The sequence below is a fragment of the Denitratisoma sp. DHT3 genome (genome assembly GCF_007833355.1).
GTDB lineage: Bacteria > Pseudomonadota > Gammaproteobacteria > Burkholderiales > Rhodocyclaceae > Denitratisoma.
The window spans coordinates 377,263-396,701 of sequence record NZ_CP020914.1 but is presented as its reverse complement, the minus strand read 5'-3'; the positions used below and the strand labels follow the sequence as shown (position 1 = coordinate 396,701).

Annotated in this window: 14 protein-coding genes; 4 read left to right on the top strand and 10 right to left on the bottom strand. The window is 64.4% G+C overall.

Annotated features, from left to right (window positions below; translation table 11 throughout):
• Nucleotides 1-2: 2 nt before the first annotated feature.
• From B9N43_RS01790 to acs, 3 genes are all read right to left on the bottom strand, one after another.
• Nucleotides 3-3,491 carry a PAS domain S-box protein gene (locus B9N43_RS01790; protein WP_145840630.1) on the bottom strand — a complete coding sequence of 1,163 codons (3,489 nt, stop codon included), beginning with the start codon at nucleotides 3,489-3,491 and terminating at the stop codon, nucleotides 3-5.
• On the bottom strand, nucleotides 3,478-5,973 hold the full coding sequence (locus tag B9N43_RS01785; protein WP_186453934.1) for a PAS domain S-box protein: 2,496 nt from the start codon (nucleotides 5,971-5,973) through the stop codon (nucleotides 3,478-3,480). Before B9N43_RS01785 ends, B9N43_RS01790 begins: the two co-directional genes overlap by 14 nt.
• Before the next feature lie 382 nt (nucleotides 5,974-6,355).
• Nucleotides 6,356-8,353: an acetate--CoA ligase gene (gene acs / locus B9N43_RS01780; RefSeq protein WP_145840628.1), complete on the bottom strand. Its 1,998-nt coding sequence runs from the start codon at nucleotides 8,351-8,353 to the stop codon at nucleotides 6,356-6,358.
• A gap of 216 nt (nucleotides 8,354-8,569) precedes the next feature.
• Between acs and B9N43_RS01775 the strand changes: the two genes are divergently transcribed.
• From B9N43_RS01775 to murI, 3 genes are all read left to right on the top strand, one after another.
• Nucleotides 8,570-9,097 (top strand): TIGR00645 family protein, encoded by a 528-nt coding sequence (locus B9N43_RS01775; protein WP_145840627.1) that lies wholly within the window; start codon nucleotides 8,570-8,572, stop codon nucleotides 9,095-9,097.
• 28 nt (nucleotides 9,098-9,125) lie between these two features.
• Nucleotides 9,126-10,670: a fumarate hydratase gene (locus B9N43_RS01770; RefSeq protein ID WP_145840626.1), complete on the top strand. Its 1,545-nt coding sequence runs from the start codon at nucleotides 9,126-9,128 to the stop codon at nucleotides 10,668-10,670.
• A 106-nt stretch (nucleotides 10,671-10,776) separates the two neighbouring features.
• A complete protein-coding gene (gene murI / locus B9N43_RS01765) occupies nucleotides 10,777-11,562 on the top strand; it encodes a glutamate racemase (protein ID WP_145840625.1) in 786 nt (261 codons plus the stop codon).
• Between the two features lie 25 nt (nucleotides 11,563-11,587).
• On the opposite strand, the gene B9N43_RS01760 is transcribed toward murI, so the two are convergent.
• A complete protein-coding gene (locus tag B9N43_RS01760; RefSeq protein ID WP_186453932.1) occupies nucleotides 11,588-12,397 on the bottom strand; it encodes a YihY family inner membrane protein in 810 nt (269 codons plus the stop codon).
• Nucleotides 12,398-12,438: 41 nt separating this feature from the next.
• On the opposite strand from B9N43_RS01760, the gene B9N43_RS01755 reads away from it, so the two are divergent.
• Nucleotides 12,439-12,804: a DUF2069 domain-containing protein gene (locus tag B9N43_RS01755; RefSeq protein ID WP_145840623.1), complete on the top strand. Its 366-nt coding sequence runs from the start codon at nucleotides 12,439-12,441 to the stop codon at nucleotides 12,802-12,804.
• Here the strand turns inward: B9N43_RS01755 and B9N43_RS01750 are convergent.
• From B9N43_RS01750 to B9N43_RS01725, 6 genes are all read right to left on the bottom strand, one after another.
• Complete coding sequence (locus B9N43_RS01750; RefSeq protein ID WP_145840622.1) at nucleotides 12,782-14,326, bottom strand: 2-isopropylmalate synthase; 1,545 nt, start codon at nucleotides 14,324-14,326, stop codon at nucleotides 12,782-12,784. The genes B9N43_RS01755 and B9N43_RS01750 overlap by 23 nt on opposite strands.
• Before the next feature lie 219 nt (nucleotides 14,327-14,545).
• A complete protein-coding gene (gene pssA, locus B9N43_RS01745; RefSeq protein ID WP_261379370.1) occupies nucleotides 14,546-15,283 on the bottom strand; it encodes a CDP-diacylglycerol--serine O-phosphatidyltransferase in 738 nt (245 codons plus the stop codon).
• Between the two features lie 102 nt (nucleotides 15,284-15,385).
• The gene (locus tag B9N43_RS01740) at nucleotides 15,386-16,057 is read right to left on the bottom strand and encodes a phosphatidylserine decarboxylase (RefSeq protein ID WP_145840620.1); all 672 of its coding nucleotides are present in this window, start codon (nucleotides 16,055-16,057) and stop codon (nucleotides 15,386-15,388) included.
• Nucleotides 16,058-16,162: 105 nt separating this feature from the next.
• Nucleotides 16,163-17,179, bottom strand: a complete 1,017-nt coding sequence (gene ilvC / locus B9N43_RS01735; RefSeq protein ID WP_145840619.1) for a ketol-acid reductoisomerase — start codon at nucleotides 17,177-17,179, stop codon at nucleotides 16,163-16,165.
• Nucleotides 17,180-17,213: 34 nt separating this feature from the next.
• A complete protein-coding gene (gene ilvN / locus B9N43_RS01730) occupies nucleotides 17,214-17,705 on the bottom strand; it encodes an acetolactate synthase small subunit (RefSeq protein ID WP_145840618.1) in 492 nt (163 codons plus the stop codon).
• A gap of 14 nt (nucleotides 17,706-17,719) precedes the next feature.
• On the bottom strand, nucleotides 17,720-19,429 hold the full coding sequence (locus B9N43_RS01725; protein ID WP_145843398.1) for an acetolactate synthase 3 catalytic subunit: 1,710 nt from the start codon (nucleotides 19,427-19,429) through the stop codon (nucleotides 17,720-17,722).
• Nucleotides 19,430-19,439: the final 10 nt, after the last annotated feature.

The window sequence follows — 19,439 nt, the reverse complement described above, 5'->3', positions numbered from 1 at the left end:
GTTCATATCTTTTGCCGCGCCTGCATCAAGCGGGTGACCGTCTGCAGCAAATGGCTGATGTCGATGGGCTTGGTGAAATAGGTCCGGATCCCCACCGCCCGCGCCGCGTCGATATCGTCCGGCGTTGCATTGGCGCTCAATCCGACGATGGGAATGTCGCAGGTCAGCTCATCGGCCGCCAGCGTCTGCGCCACCGCCAATCCGCTCATGTCCGGCAGATTGATGTCCAGCAGCACCAGATCGGGGCGATGCAGACGAGCCATCTCGATCCCCTCCCGTCCGCGTCGGGCGCAGACTAGCCGAATCCCGGAAAGCTTGTCCAACACGCGTTCCATGAGTGTGCAATTTGCCGCGTTGTCCTCCACATACAGGATCAGGGGTTCATGCAGATTGACATGAAATCCCTCGGCATCGGCCTGCGGGTGATCGATGCCGGCCGACGGCAGCGCCGCCACCGGCAGCTCCAGCCAGAAGGTGCTGCCCTTGCCCGGCATGCTGATCACGCCGATGCGCCCATGCATCGCCTCCATCAGTCGCTTGCAGATCACCAGGCCGATCCCGGTTCCCTCGACGTCGCTCTGCTCCGCCCCCAGCCGGTTGAAAGGCTGGAACAGGGCCAGTTGCTGTATCGCGCTCAGGCCGGGACCGGTGTCTTCCACCATCAGGCGGACATAGGACATTTCCTTGCGGGCGGAAATGACCACCCGGCCGCCCTGGCGGTTGTACTTGATCGCGTTGCTGACCAGGTTCGCCAGCACCTGGAGCAAGCGGGTCCGGTCGGCCTGGACGCTCAGCTCCCAGCCGTCGGGGAGCCGGTTCTCGAGGATGACGTCCCGCGCCTCGGCCTGAGTGGTCATCATGTGGATCGTCTCGGCCACCACTTCGGTCGCATTGAGCGGGTTCAACTGCACGTCGAACTTGCCGGCCTCGATCTTGGCCAGATCCAGCACGTCGTTGATCAGCTTCAACAGATGCCAGCCGGCGGCGGTGATCTGCTCGACGCTTTCCTTCTGGCCCTCGGTCAGCCTGTCCACCGGGTCCTGTTGCAGCAGTTGGGCGAACCCCAGAATCGCATTCATGGGCGTGCGCAATTCATGGCTCATGCTGGAAAGGAACTCCGACTTGGCCCGACTGGCGCGCTCTGCCGCCTCCTTGGCGATGATCAGATCCGATTCGGCGCGCTTGCGCTCGGTCAGATCATGAATCACGGTGGAATAGTGCATCACCTCGCCCCGCCCGTCGCGATGCGCGACGATGACCTGAAACACCGGAATGTCGAAGCCCTGGGCATGGCGCAGCGCGGTTTCGCCGCTCCAGATGCCCTCCCGCGCTGCCGTCGGCAATGCGGTTTCCATGAGCAACTCATTTGCCCAGGCCGGATGGGCGATGTCGATCATCAGGCCGCGTTCCCGATAATCCTCGCCCAGCCCCAGCATGGTGCGCGCGGCGCGGTTGAGAAAATCGATGCGGCCTTCGGCATCGGCCATGGCGATGAAATCCAGGGAATTTTCGAGAATCGCCAGCAAGCGCTCTCTCAAGTTTTCCGCCTGGCGCCGCTCGGTGATGTCTTCGTTGAGCACCACCGAATATTCCACATGCTCCGCACGAGGATCGTAAAACCGGTTGCTGCTGCTGCGCACCCAGCGCCAGCGGCCGTCATTCAACTGGATTTCCTCCTCCAACGAACGGCTTGGCGCACCCGTGCTATCCACCATCAGGGTCATTTCTTCGCGCGAAGGCAGGGCGCCGCGCGGCCGCCACCAGTCGGCATAGGGGCGCCCCGTCATGTCCTCCGGCAACCAGCCGTAAAGATCGGCGTAGGCCTTGTTGCAACTCATCAGCGTTTCGCCGGAAAACAGGGCGATGCCCAGCGGCGAAGCGGAGAAAATCGAATCCAGCTGCGCCAGGCGCGCATTCAGTTCCTGCTGCAATTTCCGATGCTGGGTGATGTCCTCGCAGAGAACGACCGTCCCTCCCATGACGTCGTTTTTATCGATGCTGGCGTTCATCACGCGAACCCAGCGCCATACCCCGTCCTTGCGCCGGACCTCGAACTCGCGCTCGCTCTTCTTGTCGGGCGAGGCCGCATGCTCGGCCACCAGCTCATCCCAGTTCACCGCCTGGCGCAACTGGAAGACCTCGCCATAGCCGCGACCGATCAGTTCTTCCACCGGCCAGCCGAGAATCCTGAAGTAGGCATCATTGCAACTGCGGATCACGCCGCCCCGGAAGAAGGCGATCCCGATCGGCGAGGCATCGAGCAGGCTGTGCAGTTCATCCAGGCTGCGCTGCAGACGCGCTTCGAGTTCCTTGCGCGCGGTCACGTCCTGCACCGCGCCCGTGATGCCAGCCAACCGTCCCTCGGCATCGAATACCGGGCGCGCGCTGAGGGAATGCCAGATCACCGCCTGGCTTTTGGCGTCGTGGATGCGGAACTCGAAATTGCGCACCTCCCGACCTGCCAGAATGTCGTCATTGCACTTTTTCCGCGCCTCGATATCGGCCGGGAAAATGGCGTTCATGAGGTAATTCCGATCGCGCGCCAGGTCATCCCGGGAAATGCCGTGCATGGCGTAGAGGTTTTCCGAAGCACGCAGCTCGTGGGTCGACATCCTGTATTCCCAGGACGCCAATCCGGTCATTTCCTGCGCCTGTTCCAGGGCAATGCGGGCGTGTTCCATTTCACTCGTACGCTCTCGCACCCGAGCCTCCAGCGTCTGCTCATATTCGCGCTGCGCCGTCACGTCCTGGTGGATGGCGATGAAATGGCCGATGCGACCGGCGCCGTCGCGCACCGCCGACAGCACAAGCTGATCATGGAAAGCGCTGCCGTCCTTGCGCCGCACTTGCAACGTGGCGGTGAAGTCCCTGCCCTCGGCGATGGCCCGATCCAGGTCGCGTTCCAGAACCTCCCGGTTCGCCATCGACTCCAGCAAGGGGCAGGTGCGTCCGAGCAGTTCCCCTTCCGAGTGGCCGGACATGGCGCACAGCGCCGGATTCACCCAGCTCAGGATTCGCTGCGGAGTGCTGGCGTCGAGGATGGCGACCCCCAGACCCGCTGCCGTGAGGGCCTTGCGAAAGACCCGCTCCCGCATCTCGGCGCCGTGACGATAACGGGCGGTTTCGATGATGGTGATCAGTTCCCGCGATTCGAAGGGTTTGAGCAAGTACCCATAGGGCAGGCTCTCCCGCGCGCGGGAGAGGGTCGCTTCATCGGAATGGGCCGTCAGGAACACCACCGGAATATCCAGGCGGCTGCGGACCTCCTTGGCCGTCTCGATCCCGTCGCGCTCGCCCTGGATGACGATATCCATCAATATCAGATCCGGCATTTTGTCCAAGGCCAGCGCGATCGCCTCATCGGCATTGTCGGCGATGCCGCACACCATGTAGCCGGCCTGTTCCAGATGGCGCTGAATGTCTCGAGCCACGATGCCCTCATCTTCCACGATGAGGATTTTTATTCCGGCTACCGGTTTAACGGGTTGCATACAGCAGTTCCTTGAATTTCAGCGTGTAACAGGTTCCCGGCGGCCCGCTGACGGCGAGTTCAGCCTTGATCTGCTTGCTCAGGGTGTGAATCAGCATCGCCCCCAGGGAATCGGATCGCTGCCAGTCGAAGCCGGCGGGGATGCCCGGTCCATCGTCCGCCACGGTCAGCCGTATCCACTCGTCCTCCCGCACCAGCGTCACCCGGAGTTCGCCCTCCTCGCGGCCGACGAAGGCGTGCTTGAACGCGTTGGTCACCATTTCATTGATCAACAGGCCACAGGGTATCGCCGTATCGACATTGAGTTGGACATCATCCAGATCGAACCCGATGTTAACGCGACAGCCTTCATGTCGGTACGATCGGTACAGCACCGACACCAGGCTCTGGATGTAGTCTCCGAAATCGACCCCGTTCAAATCCTCGTTGCGGTAAAGCCTTTCATGGATCAGCGCCATGGAGCGGACCCGATGCTGGCTTTCGCGCAGGGCGTCGCGGGCATCCTCCGACGCCAGGCGATCCGACTGCATGCTCAGCAGGCTGGAGATGATCTGGAGGTTGTTCTTCACCCGATGGTGGATTTCCTTGAGCAATGTTTCCTTTTCCCGCAATGAAGCCTGGATTCTCCGCTGCGCGTCCTCCCGCTCCGAAATATCGCGAATCACGGCGGCAACCCAGCGCCCCTGATCCGTATCCACCGGCACCAGGCTGATCTCGAGGGGAAAGACACTGCCGTCGCGGCGTTGGCCGCGCACGGCCATCTGCCGTTCCGCCGCCATGATCCTCGGCGCCGAAAGCTCCATGTATTGGCGCCGCACGGCGACATGCTGCCGCCGGGTCGGCTCAGGCACCAAATCCTCGACCAGGAGGGCCGCCATATCCTCGGCGGCATAGTCGAACAGGCGCGGAGCGGCCTCATTGACTTGCCTGATCCGCCCCTCGCCATCGGCCAGGATGATCGCGTCCGGCGAGAACTGGAACAGTTCATGAAACCGCTGCTCGGCGGAAATCCGCTGCATCTCGGCCTTCACCCGGATCGCGAAAAGCTGGAGCATGGATTCCAGTTCGACCTGCGGCAAGGAAAACGGCGCCCGGCCCATGACGCCCAGCACGCCCATCACGACACCGCTGAAGTCCGTCAGCGGCAGGCCCGCAAAGCTGCCCAGGCCCTGCTCCCCCGGCCAGGTCTTGTCCGGAAACAAGTCCTGAAGCCGATCATGGCGCACCAGTTCCTTGGCATCGACGACCGACTCGAAGATGGTTCCGGCGCAGGAAAAGCTGCGCAGCGGCAGCCACTCGTCGCCGCTTTTCCAGGCCAGGACACGGATGCTCCCCTGTTCCTGCAATACCCGGCCGACGAACACCTGCTCGGCGCCCAGCAACTGGCTCAGGCTGTCGCAAACGGCATTGAACAATTGCTGGCCGGTAAGCGTGGCGATCTGCCGGGTCAGATGCTCGGTCACCGCATCCCGGCGACACCGTTCGCTGATGTCCTCCACCACCAGCCAGGCCAGGCGCTCCCCCTTCTTTTCCACCAGACGGCAGGACTGGCGCACCGGCACCCGATCGCCGCGGCGCGTCAGGTAGTGGGTCTCATGCCCTCTGAATGCGCCGGTCTGCTGCAGGACAGCGAACTCGTCCAGCCGCCGGGGCCGGCTGTCCGGGGATACCAGATCGCCGTAGGCCCGTCCGACCAGGGCCTCGATGGGGACATCCAGGATCTGGGCAAAGGCCTGATTGCAATCCAGCAACTGGCCGTCGGCCACGCGGAACAGCACCAGACCGACGGGGGAGATTTCAAACAGCGCCCGCAGGAAATGCTCTTCCTCCTGCAACTGGTTATAGAACTCCACCAGTTTCCAGGTGCGCTCGCCGACGCGGGCCTCCAGATCCGCATTCAACGCCTGCAACGCCTCGTCGGCCTGCTGACGCCGGGCCTCCGCGCATTTGCGCGCCGAGATGTCGGTATCGGTGCCGACGATCCGCAACGGACGACCGTCATCGTCCCGAACCACGACCTTGCCCCGCGACAGGATCCAGACATAACTGCCGTCCTTGCGCCGGGCCCGGTGCTCGTTCTCGAAGATATGGGTCTCGCCCGCCAGATGGCGTTCGTAATCCGCCAGGCAGCGCGCCCGATCCTCGGGATGGACGAGGCCGATCAGCCGCGTCCGGTCCATGCCGGGGTCCTCGTCGTCATACCCCAGCAGGTCCTTCCATTGCGCCGAGAAATGGGCGCGCCGGGTCTGGAGGTCCAGATCCCATATTCCCTGTCCGCTCCCCTCCAGGGCATAGAACAGGCGTTGCTCGGCCAGCCGCGACTGATGCAGCTCCGGCAAGAACGCCTCCAGGGTATCCGGGATTCGCTGCGGATCGTTCTCGACCCAGACCGCCAACCCCTGCTGGCGCAACAGGGACGCATGACGCCGGGCCGCGTCTGCGTCATCCCCGACGATCAATACTCTGAGTCCACCGGTGGGCATGTCTCCAGCCATTGCTCCCGTACTCCCCGACGGTCCACGAACAGCAAGCGATTGCCCGTGTCCATGCGCAGACGACTGGACGACACCGGCGCGGACACGGGGCCGGTCATTCTAACCGCATGATCGAGGCGTCCACTCCGGCGGCAACCGGGGTTTTCACACTCGGACGAGAGCACACGAGAAACATGAGCGGAACCCAATTGTTTCCCAAATGAATACAATCAGAGATATGCAAAAGATGTCCAAAATGAAGCTCCGCTCTGGTAGCGGAGCTTCATTTAAGGACTTGAAACATAGCCCTTGATTGTATCCATAAAGGATACAATAACCACGACCCAAGCGCCCATGAAAACGGGCTGCCACGAGCCGCCAGGAACAGCCGTCACCTCGTCTGGCGGAGCTGCTCCAGGATGGCCGGGTTCTCCAGCGTCGAAACGTCCTGGATGATGTCCTCGTCCTTGGCCAGGGAGCGCAGCAGACGCCGCATGATCTTGCCGGAGCGGGTCTTGGGCAGGTTCTCGCCGAAGCGAATATCCCTCGGCTTGGCGATGGGACCGATCTCCTTGGCCACCCAGTTGCGCAGTTCGTCGGCGATCCGCTGCGCCTCCGCACCCTCCGGACGCGGCTGCTTGAGCACCACGAAGGCGCAGATCGCCTCTCCCGTCACGTCGTCCGGACGCCCCACGACCGCGGCCTCGGCCACGATGGCGTTGGCCACCAGCGCCGACTCCACCTCCATGGTGCCCAGGCGGTGGCCGGACACGTTCAGCACGTCGTCGATCCGGCCCATGATGGTGAAATAGCCGGTCTTGGCGTCGCGCACCGCGCCGTCCCCGGCCAGGTACAGCCTGCCGCCCAATTCCTCGGGGAAATAGGATTTCTTGAACCGTTCCGGATCGCCCCAGATGGTGCGGATCATCGCGGGCCAGGGCTTCTTGACCACCAGGAAGCCGCCCTTGCCCCACTCCACGTCGTGTCCCGCCTCATCGACGATGGCGGCGGCGATACCCGGCAACGGCAAGGTGCAGGACCCCGGCACCAGGGGCGTCACGCCCGGCAGCGGAGTGATCATGTGGCCGCCGGTCTCGGTCTGCCAGAAGGTGTCGACGACGGGACAGCGGGAGCCGCCGACGTTCTCGTAGTACCACATCCAGGCTTCGGGATTGATCGGCTCGCCGACGGAACCGAGCAGGCGCAGGGAGGAAAGGTCGTAATTGCGGGGATGGGTGGCGGGCGTCACCTCGCCGGCCTTGATCAGGGAACGGATCGCCGTGGGCGCGGTGTAGAAGATATTGACCTTGTGCTGCTGGATCATTTTCCAGAAACGCCCGGCATCGGGCCAGGTGGGAATGCCCTCGAACACGATCTCGGTCGCGCCGCAGGCGAGCGGCCCATAAGTGATGTAGGTATGCCCGGTGACCCAGCCGATGTCCGCGGTGCACCAGAACACGTCCTCCGGCTTGATGTCGAAGGTCCACAGCGTGGTCAGCTTGGCGTGGAGCAGGAAACCGGCGGAGCTGTGCTGCACGCCCTTGGGCTTGCCGGTGGACCCGGAGGTGTAGAGCAGGAACAGCGGATGCTCGGCCTCCACCCACTCGGGCTCGCAGCTGTCGGGCTGGCCGGCCTCGACCTCATGCCACCAGCGGTCGCGCCCGGCCTCCATGGCGCAGGCGCCGCCGGTGCGGCGATAGACGATCACGGTTTTCACCGGACAGCCGCCCGGCGCGGCGGACGCCAGGGCGATGCCCTCGTCCACCGCCGGTTTCAGGGGCAGGGCCTTGCCGCCGCGGCACTGCTCGTCGGCGGTGATCACCGCCACCGCGCCGGCGTCGAGGATGCGCTCCTCCAGCGACTTGGCGGAAAAGCCGCCGAACACCACCGAATGCGTGGCGCCGATGCGGGCGCAGGCCTGCATGGCGACGACCCCTTCGATCGACATGGGCAGATAGATGATGACCCGGTCGCCCTTCTTGATGCCCTGGGCTTTCAGCGCATTGGCGAAGCGGCAGACCCGGGCCAGCAATTCCCGATAGGTCACCCGCGTCACCTGGCCATCGTCGGCCTCGAAAATGATGGCCACCTTGTCGCCCAGACCCGCGTCCACGTTGCGATCCAGGCAGTTGTAGGAGACGTTCAGCTTGCCGTCGGCGAACCACTTGTAGAAAGGCGCCGTCGACTCGTCGAGGGTCTGGCTGAACGGCTGCTGCCAGCTCAGGTACTCCCGGGCCAGGCGGGCCCAGTAGCCGGAGTAATCGCGCTCGGCCTCCTGGCAGAGCGCCTGGTAGGCGGCCATGCCCGAAATGGTGGCCTTCCGCATCACCTCCTCGGAGGGAGGAAAGACGCGGTTTTCCTGAAGTACCGATACGATAGGGGTAGACATCACTCGCTCCTCTTCTCTTATTGGCGTCCGGCGGGACGCTCGATTGTCGATCCAAAACCTGCACCCGATGCCACATTGTGCTCCCCGACAGGGGATTCCTGCTTTTTGCGAAATTTAATCCGGCTACGCTTACACCGGACTTACGCACCCATGGCGGGGCGGCGGCGACGAAAAGCGGATGATAAAATTCTCGCTTTCCAACCCTAGACCACCACCATGCAAAAGCCTGTCAAGGCGATGGAGTCCTTCATCTTCTGGAGCCGCTGGCTCCAGGCCCCGCTCTATCTGGGCCTGATCGCCGCCCAGGGCGTGTATGTCTATCAATTCATGCACGAACTGTCCCATCTGATACTCGCTGCCGGCAACCTGGGCGAAGCCGACATCATGCTGATCGTGCTGGGCCTGATCGACGTGGTGATGATCGCCAACCTGCTGGTGATGGTCATCGTCGGCGGCTACGAGACCTTCGTCTCCCGCCTCAACCTGGAAGACCACGAGGACCAGCCGGAATGGCTGTCCCACGTCAATGCCGGCGTGCTCAAGGTCAAGCTGGCCACGGCCCTGATCGGCATTTCCTCCATCCATCTGCTCAAGACCTTCATCAACGCCGCCCAGATCGACGATCGCGTCATCATCGCCCAGGCCGCCATTCACGCCTTGTTCCTGGTGTCGGCCATCGCCATCGCCTACACCGACAAGATCATGACCAGCACCCTGGCGATCAGCGCCAGGGAACACCATTAACCCATCCCCCGTTATCGCGAGCCTCACCATGACCGCCATCAAGCAGGAAGACCTGATCCAGTCCATCGCCGACGCCTTCCAGTACATCAGCTACTACCATCCCCTGGACTACATCCGCGCCCTGGGCGAAGCCTACGAGCGCGAGGAATCCCCCGCCGCCAAGGACGCCATCGCCCAGATCCTGACCAACTCCCGCATGTCCGCCGAGGGCCACCGCCCCATCTGCCAGGACACGGGCATCGGCATGGTGTTCCTCAAGGTCGGCATGAACGTCACCTGGCCCGACGCCACGATGGGTGTGCAGGAGATGATCAACGAAGGCGTGCGCCGCGCCTACGGCGACAAGAACAACCCCTTGCGCGCCTCGGTGCTGGCCGACCCGGCCGGCACCCGCAGGAACACCAAGGACAACACCCCCGCCGTGGTCCATTACGAGATCGTGCCCGGCGACGGCATCGAGGTGATCTGCGCCGCCAAGGGCGGCGGCTCCGAGGCCAAGGCCAAGTTCGCCATGCTGAACCCCTCCGACGACCTGGTGGACTGGGTGCTCAAGAAGATCCCCGAGATGGGCGCCGGCTGGTGTCCTCCCGGCATCATCGGCATCGGCATCGGCGGCACGCCCGAGAAGGCGATGCTGCTGGCCAAGGAATCCATCATGGCGCCGGTGGACATCCATGAACTGAAGGCCAAGGCCGCCGAATTTGCAAAAACGGGCGCCAAGCTCACCCGCACCGAGGAACTGCGCCTGGAACTCTACGAGAAGGTGAATGCCCTCGGCGTCGGCGCCCAGGGCCTGGGCGGCCTGACCACCGTGCTCGACGTGAAGGTGCTCGACTACCCCTGCCACGCCGCCAACCTGCCGGTGGCCCTGGTGCCCAACTGCGCCGCCACCCGCCACATCCACTTCCACCTGGACGGCTCCGGCCCCGCCAGGCTGGAACCGCCCAAGCTTGAAGACTGGCCCGCCGTCACCTGGACCGCCGACACCAAGTCCGCCGCCCGCGTAAATCTGGACACCCTGACCAAGGAAGAGGTCGCCTCCTGGAAGCCCGGCCAGAAGCTGCTCTTGAACGGCAAGATGCTCACCGGCCGCGACGCCGCTCACAAGCGCATCGCCGACATGCTGGCGAAGGGCGAGAAGCTGCCCGTGGACTTCACCAATCGCGTCATCTACTACGTGGGCCCCGTGGATCCCGTGGGCGACGAAGTGGTCGGTCCCGCCGGCCCCACCACGGCCACCCGCATGGACAAGTTCACCCGCGCGATGCTGGAACAGACCGGGCTCATCTCCATGATCGGCAAGTCCGAGCGCGGCCCGGTCGCCATCGAGGCGATCAAGGACAACCAGTCCGCCTACCTGATGGCCGTCGGCGGCGCCGCCTATCTGGTGGCCAAGGCCATCAAGTCGGCCAGGGTGGTCGGCTTCGAGGATCTGGGCATGGAGGCCATCTACGAGTTCGACGTGAAGGACATGCCCGTCACCGTGGCCGTGGATTCCTCGGGCACCTCGGTGCATGAGACCGGCCCCAGGGAATGGCGCATCAAGATCGGCAAGATTCCCCTCGCCGCCTGATCACCCACCCTCCCCGCGAAGCCGGCCCCGCCGGCTTCTTTTCTTTGGAACGCGCCATGACCATCCAACACCACGGCACCCCCCCGTCCGCGCCCCGCACGGCCCGATGATCGGCATCTTCGACTCCGGCCTGGGCGGCCTTTCGGTTCTGGCCGCCGTGGCCCGGGCCCTGCCCCGCGCCGAACTGTGCTATCTGGCCGACACGGCCCATGTGCCCTATGGCAGCAAGCCCGACGGTTTCATCCAGGGACGGGTGCTGTCGATCGGCCGCCATCTGGTCGACCGCGGCTGCCGCCTGCTGGTCGTGGCCTGCAACACCGCCACCGCGGCGGCGGTCGATGAGTTGCGCCGACAGCACCCCGGCGTCCCGATCGTCGGCATCGAACCGGGCATCAAACCAGCGGCGGCGGCCAGCCGCAGCCGGAAAATCGCCGTGCTGGCCACGGAATCCACGGCGCGCAGCGAACGCCTGGCGCGACTGATCCGCGACCACGCCGGCGCGGTCGATGTGACCGTGACGCCCTGTCCGGGCTGGGCGACCCGGGTGGAAACCCTGGATCTGGACGGCCCCGCCTTCGCCGCCGAGATCGCGGCCAGGATCGACCCGCTGCTGGCAAGCGGTGTCGATCAACTGGTGCTGGGCTGTACCCACTATTCATTCCTGGCGCCGACACTGGCGCCGCTGGTGGCGGGACGCGCTGAGCTGGTGGATGTCGCCGCCGCCGTCGCGCGTCAGGTCGTGCGCCTGGCGGGTGCGGATTCCCAAGGCGCGGGCGCCTTGGCCCTGCTGGCCACGGCCCGCCCGGAGCGCTTGCAGGCAGCCCTGCCGCGGCTGGGTCTGGGCTGGCTGGCCACCAGGATCGAGCACGCCGCCGGGCTGGCGCAGCCATGAGTGGCGGTAGGCGCGACTTCTGACGTTAAGCGGCTCGGCGCCTTCCCTTTGCGCCGGCGCCCAGTTCCGCCGTGGTCAGCGCCCCCAGCAGAATCACGCTCCAGGACAAATGGAGCCAGAGCAGGAAGATGGGCACGGCGGCAAAAGCGCCGTAGATCAGCCGGTAGCCGGCGAAGCCGCTGATATAAGTGGCGAATAGCCATTGCAGGACGGCGAAGCCCGCCGCCGCCAGCACCCCGCCCACCAATGCGTGCTCCCGGAAAATGGAGCGGTTGGGCACCTTCCAGTACAGCAGCGCGAAGGCGCCGGCGACGAAGCAGAAGGACAGCGCGCGCAGAACGGCCGCCGTGACCGCTTGCCACTCCGTGACCAGCCCCAGCGAGACGCTCGCCAGATACGTGGTTGCGGCGATGCTGCCGCCGAAGACGATGGGCCCGAGCAGCAGGGTGATCGCATGCATCAGCAGACGCCGCCAGATGGGTCGGCTTTCCTTCACCGCCCAGATGGCGTTGAAGGCGTGTTCGATGGTGAGCATTTGCAGGATGGCCGTCACGGCCAGGCCGGCCACGCCGATCCAGGTCAGGCGCTGCGCCTTGCCGGCGAACTGCCCCATGTACTTGGCAATGATGCCGCCGGCCTTTTCCGGCAGCAGATTCGCCAGCAGGAATTTCTGGATGGTCGCCCCCAGGCTGTCGGCCAGAGGCAGGTGCGACAGGATCGCCGCGCCCACTGCCACCATCGGCACCAGGCCCAGCAGGGTGGCGAAGGACAGGGCCGCCGCGGTCTGGGTGCAGCGTTCGGCGTGGAAACGCCGCAGCACCCGGAATGGCAACATCAGCAGGCTCATATAATGCGTGCCCTCAACGAGACTCCAAAATGAAGCGCATCCAAGTACTCAATCTGCTGGCGAGTATCAGCCTGATCACGCTGATCTTCCACTGCCTCGCCTGGGAGCTGTGGTTCGCCCCGCTGCGCCCCGGCGGTAGCGCCCTCGCCTTCAAGGCATTCCCGCTGCTGCTGCCGCTGTTCGGCATCCTACGGGGCCGGCGCTACACCCACCAGTGGGCGTCGATGCTGATTCTGGCGTATTTCGCCGAAGGCGTGGTGCGCGTGGCCAGCGATCCCGGCGCGGTGAGCCGGGCGATGGCGGCCGTCGAAGTCGCCCTCGCCCTGGTGTTCTTCCTCAGCGCGATCTTCTACGCCAAGCTCGGCGGTGCCGTCAAACGTCACCCTGGGGACTGACCCGAGGCTGTTCCGAACTGAGCTTGTTCATCGCGTTGATGTAGGCCCGCACCGACGCCACCACGATGTCCGTGTCCGCACCCTGGCCGTTGACGATGCGGCCGGCCTTGGACAGGCGCACCGTCACCTCGCCCTGGGCGTCGGTGCCGGTGGTGATGGCATTCACCGAATACAGCAGCAGGTCGGCGCCGCTGCGGACGATGCTCTCGATGGCCTTGAAGGCTGCGTCCACCGGGCCGCTGCCGCTGGCCTCGGCGTGATGCTCGGTGCCGCCCACCGAGAGCGTTACCGCGGCCTGCGGCGTTTCGCCGGTTTCGGAATGGAAGCGGGAAGAGACCAGCCGGTAGTGCTCCTGTTCCGGCGTCACCACTTCCTCCGACATCAGGGCATGGATGTCCTCGTCGAAGATCTCGTGCTTCTTGTCGGCGAGTTCCTTGAAGCGGGCGAAGGCGGCATTGAGCACCTGCTCGGACTCCACCTCGATGCCGAGTTCCTTCAGCCGCGCCTTGAAGGCGGTGCGCCCGGAGTGTTTGCCCAGCACCAGCTTGTTGGCGTTCCAGCCCACGTCCTCGGCGCGCATGATCTCGTAGGTCTCGCGGTGCTTGAGCACGCCGTCCTGGTGGATGCCCGATTCGTGGGCGAAGGCGTTGGCGCCGACGATGGCCTTGTTGGGCTGCACCGGGAAACCGGTGATGCCCGAGACCATCTTCGAGGCGGCGACGATCTGGGGGGTGTCGATGCGGGTGTCGCAAGGGAAGATGTCCTGGCGGATGCGCACCGCCATCACGATCTCCTCCAGCGCGGCGTTGCCGGCCCGCTCGCCCAGGCCGTTGATGGTGCATTCCACCTGGCGCGCGCCGGCCATGACGGCGGCCAGGGAATTGGCCACGGCGAGGCCGAGATCGTTGTGGCAATGGACCGACCAGACCACCTTGTCGGCATTGGGGATGCGTTCCCGCAGCAGGCGGATGCGCTCGGCGAACTGCTCCGGCACGTTGTAGCCCACGGTGTCCGGGATGTTGATGGTGCCGGCGCCCTCCGCGATCACCGCCTCGATGATGCGGCAGAGGAAATCCAGTTCGGAGCGGCCGGCATCCTCACAGGAGAACTCGACGTTGTCGATGCCGTTGCGGGCGAAGCGCACGGCGGCGCGGGCGGCGGCGATCACCTCGTCGGGCGCCATGCGCAGCTTCTTCTCCATATGGATCGGGCTGGTGGCGATGAAGGTGTGGATACGCCCGGACTGTGCCGGCTTGATCGCCTCCAGCGCCCGGGCGATGTCCTTCTCGGAGGCGCGGCAAAGGCCGGCCACGGTGGATTCGCGAATCGCCTCGGCCACGGCGCGCACGGCCTCGAAATCGCCGTTGGAGGCGGCGGGGAAGCCGGCTTCGATCACGTCGACCCGCATTTTCTCCAGTTGCCGGGCGATGCGCAGTTTCTCCTCCCGCGTCATGGAGGCGCCAGGACTCTGCTCGCCGTCGCGCAAGGTGGTGTCGAATACGATCAATTGTTCTTTGGTCATGAGGATCTCCAGTCGGAATACGGGTCAACGGCACCGGGCGCCTGGGCTGCCGGGCGGGGTACGAATCAAGTTGTGGGGGGAGAGTTTGCTAGCGCGCGGGGCGCAGCAGCGGCAACAGCTTGGCGCGCAGAGGCCGCGGCACCAGCAGACGGCCGGCAAGGGCGAGAAACAGGGCGGCAAGGATGAACTGCGCGAACATGCGGCCGACTATATACGGTTTTAGTCGGGGCGCGCAAGATTTCTGCGGCCCTTGAACCAGCCCGCCACGGCCAGCACGTAGCCGGACAGCGCGTAGCACAGGAACAGCCCGAACAGCACACCGGGCGGATAGCTGGAAACCAGCGCGAACCCCAGGGCGATGCCGGCAACGACGATGAAGGGCACGCTGCGCCGCAGGTTGATGTCCTTGCCCGAGTAGTAGCGGACGTTGCTGACCATCGTGACGCCGGCGAAGATCGTCAGGCCGCAGGCATACCAGCGGACATCCTCGCCGTGCCAGCCGTTGTCCTGCAGCACCCAGACCAGGCCGGCCACCAGGGCCGCCGCCGCGGGACTGGGCAGGCCCTGGAAATAGCGCTTGTCCACCACGTCGATATTGGTGTTGAAACGGGCCAGGCGCAGGGCCGCGCCGGCACAGTAGATGAAGGCGGCGATCCAGCCCAGCTTGCCCATCCCCTTCAGCGCCCACTCGTAGATCACCAGTGCCGGCGCGGCACCGAAGGACACCATGTCCGAGAGGGAGTCGTACTCGGCGCCGAAAGCGCTCTGAGTGCGCGTCATGCGCGCTACCCGTCCGTCCAGGCCGTCGAGCACCATGGCGACGAAGATCGCCACGGCCGCCTGTTCGAAATGCAGGTTCATCGCCTGGACGATGGCGTAGAAACCGGCGAACAGCGCCGCGGTGGTGAACAGGTTGGGCAGCAGGTAAATGCCGCGCCGCCGCAGCTCCGGGTTCATCAACGCCTTACGGGAACGAAAAACCGGCATGGGCAATCTGGGCTCAGTGAAGACTCGTGAGAAAACTCAGGACAGCGCCGCCATTCTAGCCGGCTCCAGCCCTCAGGGCAGATCCGCCAGAATCGTGGAGGTGGCGCGCACTTTCTCGCCGATGGTCACCCGCACCCGCACATCGGTGGGCAGGTAAAGATCTACCCGCGAACCGAAGCGGATGAAGCCGTAACGCTGTCCGCGTGCCAGGGCGGCGCCGGCCTCGACATAGCACAGGATGCGGCGGGCGATCAGCCCGGCCACCTGGACGCAGGTGATGTCGCATCCATCTGCGGTCCGCAGATGCAAGGCATTGCGCTCGTTCTCGACCGAGGCCTTGTCCAGCGCGGCGTTGACGAAAGCACCGGGGTGGTACCAGCGCCGGATCACGGTGCCATCCACGGGACTGCGGTTGGAATGAACGTTGAACACGTTCATGAAGACGCTGATCTTCAGGGTATCGCGCTCCAGCCAGGGATCGCGAGCCGGTTCGATCGCTACGATCCGGCCGTCGGCCGGCGACAGCACGCTGCCCCCATCGCCGGGAACCTGACGCGGCGGATCGCGGAAGAACTGGAGCACGAAGAGAAAGATCAGCCACATCGGCGACGCCAGCAGCCAGCCGTCGAACCAGGTGGCGCCCAACGCCAGCGCCAGGGTGATCGCCAGGAAAGGCCAGCCCTCGCGGGCGATCAGGGGATGGGGATAGGAATTGCTGGAGGGTTGGCTGGACAGTTGGCTCATCGCATGGCACCGGTTGCGGCCCCGGGAAAACACTCCCGAGGGGCCCAGATGACAAGGGCACAGCCCGGCTGTGCCCTGTCAGGATCGGATTCGTGGGAATTCCGGTCAGTTCTTGCTCTGGTCGACCAGCTTGTTCTTGCGGATCCAGGGCATCATCTCGCGCAGCTTGGCGCCGACCTGCTCGATCGGATGGGCGGCGTTGAGACGGCGGCGGGCGGTCATCTCGGGGTAGTTGGTCTTGCCCTCGAGGATGAACATCTTCGCGTATTCGCCGGACTGGATGCGCTTCAGGGCGGCGCGCATGGCGTAGCGCGACTCCTCGTTGATCACCTCGGGGCCGGTCACGTACTCGCCGTACTCCGCGTTGTTGGAGATGGAGTAGTTCATGTTGGCGATGCCGCCTTCGTACATCAGGTCGACGATCAGCTTCAGTTCGTGCAGACACTCGAAGTAGGCCATTTCCGGCGCATAGCCGGCTTCGGTCAGGGTCTCGAAACCCATCTTGACCAGTTCGACGGCGCCGCCGCAGAGCACGGCCTGCTCGCCGAAGAGGTCGGTCTCGGTCTCTTCACGGAAGTTGGTCTCGATCACGCCACCCTTGGTGCCGCCGTTGGCCGCGGCGTAGGACAGCGCGATGTCCTTGGCCTTGCCGGTCTTGTCCTGGTACACGGCGATCAGGGACGGCACGCCGCCGCCCTTCAGGTACTCGGAACGCACGGTGTGGCCGGGGCCCTTGGGCGCGACCATGATCACGTCCACGTCCTCGCGCGGCACCACCTGGTTGTAATGGACGTTGAAGCCGTGGGCGAAGGCCAGGGCGGCGCCCTTCTTCAGGTTGGGCTCCACTTCGGCGTAGTAGACGGCGGGAATGTTCTCGTCGGGCAGCAGGATCATCACCACGTCGGCGCCCTTGACGGCCTTGGCGATCTCCTCGACCTTCAGGCCGGCGTTTTCGGCCTTGGACCAGGAGGCGCCGCCCTTGCGCAGGCCGACGGTCACCTTGACGCCGGAATCCTTCAGGTTCTGGGCATGGGCATGGCCCTGGGAGCCGTAGCCAACGATGGTGACCTTCCTGCCCTTGATCAGGGACAGGTCGGCGTCTTTGTCGTAATAGACTTTCATGGGAGCCTTTCTTAACTTGACACTTGCGGTTGAATCAGATTTTGAGGATCCGGTCGCCACGACCGATGCCGGAAACGCCGGTACGGACGGTTTCGAGGATCAACGACTTGTCCAGCGCCTCGATGAAGGAGTCGAGTTTGGCCGAGCTGCCGGTCAGTTCCACCACATAGGTGGTCTCGGTGACATCGACGATGCGGCCGCGGAAGATGTCGGACATGCGCTTCATCTCCTCCCGGTCCTTGCCGGAAGCGCGCACCTTGACCAGCATCAGCTCCCGCTCCACGTGGGGCGCCTCGGAGAGGTCCACCACCTTGACCACGTCGATCAGCTTGTTCAGTTGCTTGGTGATCTGCTCGATGACGTCGTCGGAACCCACGGTGACGATGGTCATGCGGGACAGGGAAGGGTCCTCGGTGGGCGCCACAGTCAGCGACTCGATGTTGTAGCCCCGTGCCGAGAAAAGACCGGCCACGCGGGACAACGCGCCGGATTCGTTTTCGAGAAGAATGGAAATGATATGTCGCATGGTTCAGTATCGCCTTACAGGTCCTCGGCCAGGATCATTTCCGACAGGCCCTTGCCGGCGGCCACCATCGGGAACACGTTGGCCTTCTGGTCGGTGATGAAGTCCATGAAGACCAGCTCGTTCTTGTGCTTGATGAAAGCCTCGCGCAGCGCCGGCTCCACGTCGGCCGGCCGCTCGATGCGCATCCCGATGTGGCCGTAGGCCTCGGCCACCTTGACGAAATCGGGCAGGGAATCCAGGTACGACTCCGCATAGCGGTTGCCGTGGAACATTTCCTGCCACTGGCGCACCATGCCCAGATAGCGGTTGTTGAGGTTGATGATCTTGATCGGCAGGCGGAACTGCTTGCAGGTGGATAGCTCCTGGATGCACATCTGGATCGACGCCTCGCCGGTGACGCAGGCCACGGTGGCCTTGGGGTTGGCGAAACGCACCCCCATCGCATAGGGCAGGCCCACCCCCATGGTGCCCAGACCGCCGGAATTGATCCAGCGCCGCGGCTTGTCGAATTTGTAGAACTGGGCGGCGAACATCTGGTGCTGCCCCACGTCCGAGGTCACGAACGCGTCGCCGCCGGTCACCTCATAGAGCTTCTGCACCACGAACTGCGGCATGATCAGGTCGTCGTTCTGCTTGAACTTCAGGCAGTCGCGGCTGCGCCATTCCTCGATCTGCTTCCACCATTCCGCCAGCGCCTTGACCGGGGGCTTCGACGATGCAGCCTCCAGCTGGGCGATCAGGTCGCCCAGCACGTCCGGCACGTTGCCGACGATGGGCACGTCCACCTTCACGCGCTTGGAGATGGACGACGGATCGATGTCGATGTGGATGATCTTGCGCGACACCTGACCGAAGTGGGCCGGATTGCCGATCACCCGGTCGTCGAAACGCGCGCCGATGGCCAGCAGCACGTCGCAGTGCTGCATCGCCATGTTGGCCTCGTAGGTGCCGTGCATGCCCAGCATGCCCAGATTCTGGCGATCCGTCGCCGGATAGCCGCCCAGCCCCATCAGCGTCTGGGTGATGGGGAAATTCAGCATCCGCACCACTTTGGCCAGATTCTCCGAGGCGTCCGACAGGATCACGCCGCCGCCGGTGTAGATCATCGGCCGCTTGGCCTCCAGCAGCAGTTGCACCGCCTTCTTGACCTGGCCGGAATGGCCTTTCAGGACCGGATTGTAGGAACGGATCTCGATGTGCTTCGGGTAGTGGTAATCACCCTTCTGAGCGGTGATGTCCTTGGGAATATCCACCAGCACCGGCCCCGGCCGACCCGTCCTGGCCAGGAAAAAGGCCTTCTTGATGGTCGGCGCCAGATCCTTGATGTCCTTGACCAGGAAATTGTGCTTGACGCAGGGGCGGGTGATGCCGACGGTGTCGCACTCCTGGAAGGCATCCTGGCCGATCGCCGCGGTCGGCACCTGGCCGGTGAGCACGACCAGCGGCACCGAATCCATATAGGCCGTGGCGATGCCGGTCACCGCATTGGTCACGCCGGGACCGGAGGTCACCAGCGCCACCCCGACCTTGTTGGACGAGCGGGAATAGGCGTCGGCAGCGTGGACGGCGGCTTGCTCATGACGGACGAGAATGTGCTTTACTTTGTCCTGTTTGAACAGTTCATCGTAAATGTACAGTACCGAGCCGCCAGGGTAGCCGAACACATGCTCGACCTTTTCTTCCTGGAGGCACCTGATTACAATCTCAGCCCCTGTCAGTTCCATCATTCCTCGC

Bases quoted from the DNA above. Each gene is read 5' to 3' on its own strand.
- B9N43_RS01790 (WP_145840630.1), bottom strand. From the start codon at position 3,491: ATGCAACCCGTTAAACCGGTAGCCGGAATAAAAATCCTCATCGTGGAA.
- B9N43_RS01785 (WP_186453934.1), bottom strand. From the start codon at position 5,973: ATGCCCACCGGTGGACTCAGAGTATTGATCGTCGGGGATGACGCAGAC.
- acs (WP_145840628.1), bottom strand. From the start codon at position 8,353: ATGTCTACCCCTATCGTATCGGTACTTCAGGAAAACCGCGTCTTTCCT.
- B9N43_RS01775 (WP_145840627.1), top strand. From the start codon at position 8,570: ATGCAAAAGCCTGTCAAGGCGATGGAGTCCTTCATCTTCTGGAGCCGC.
- B9N43_RS01770 (WP_145840626.1), top strand. From the start codon at position 9,126: ATGACCGCCATCAAGCAGGAAGACCTGATCCAGTCCATCGCCGACGCC.
- murI (WP_145840625.1), top strand. From the start codon at position 10,777: ATGATCGGCATCTTCGACTCCGGCCTGGGCGGCCTTTCGGTTCTGGCC.
- B9N43_RS01760 (WP_186453932.1), bottom strand. From the start codon at position 12,397: ATGTTGCCATTCCGGGTGCTGCGGCGTTTCCACGCCGAACGCTGCACC.
- B9N43_RS01755 (WP_145840623.1), top strand. From the start codon at position 12,439: ATGAAGCGCATCCAAGTACTCAATCTGCTGGCGAGTATCAGCCTGATC.
- B9N43_RS01750 (WP_145840622.1), bottom strand. From the start codon at position 14,326: ATGACCAAAGAACAATTGATCGTATTCGACACCACCTTGCGCGACGGC.
- pssA (WP_261379370.1), bottom strand. From the start codon at position 15,283: ATGAACCCGGAGCTGCGGCGGCGCGGCATTTACCTGCTGCCCAACCTG.
- B9N43_RS01740 (WP_145840620.1), bottom strand. From the start codon at position 16,057: ATGAGCCAACTGTCCAGCCAACCCTCCAGCAATTCCTATCCCCATCCC.
- ilvC (WP_145840619.1), bottom strand. From the start codon at position 17,179: ATGAAAGTCTATTACGACAAAGACGCCGACCTGTCCCTGATCAAGGGC.
- ilvN (WP_145840618.1), bottom strand. From the start codon at position 17,705: ATGCGACATATCATTTCCATTCTTCTCGAAAACGAATCCGGCGCGTTG.
- B9N43_RS01725 (WP_145843398.1), bottom strand. From the start codon at position 19,429: ATGGAACTGACAGGGGCTGAGATTGTAATCAGGTGCCTCCAGGAAGAA.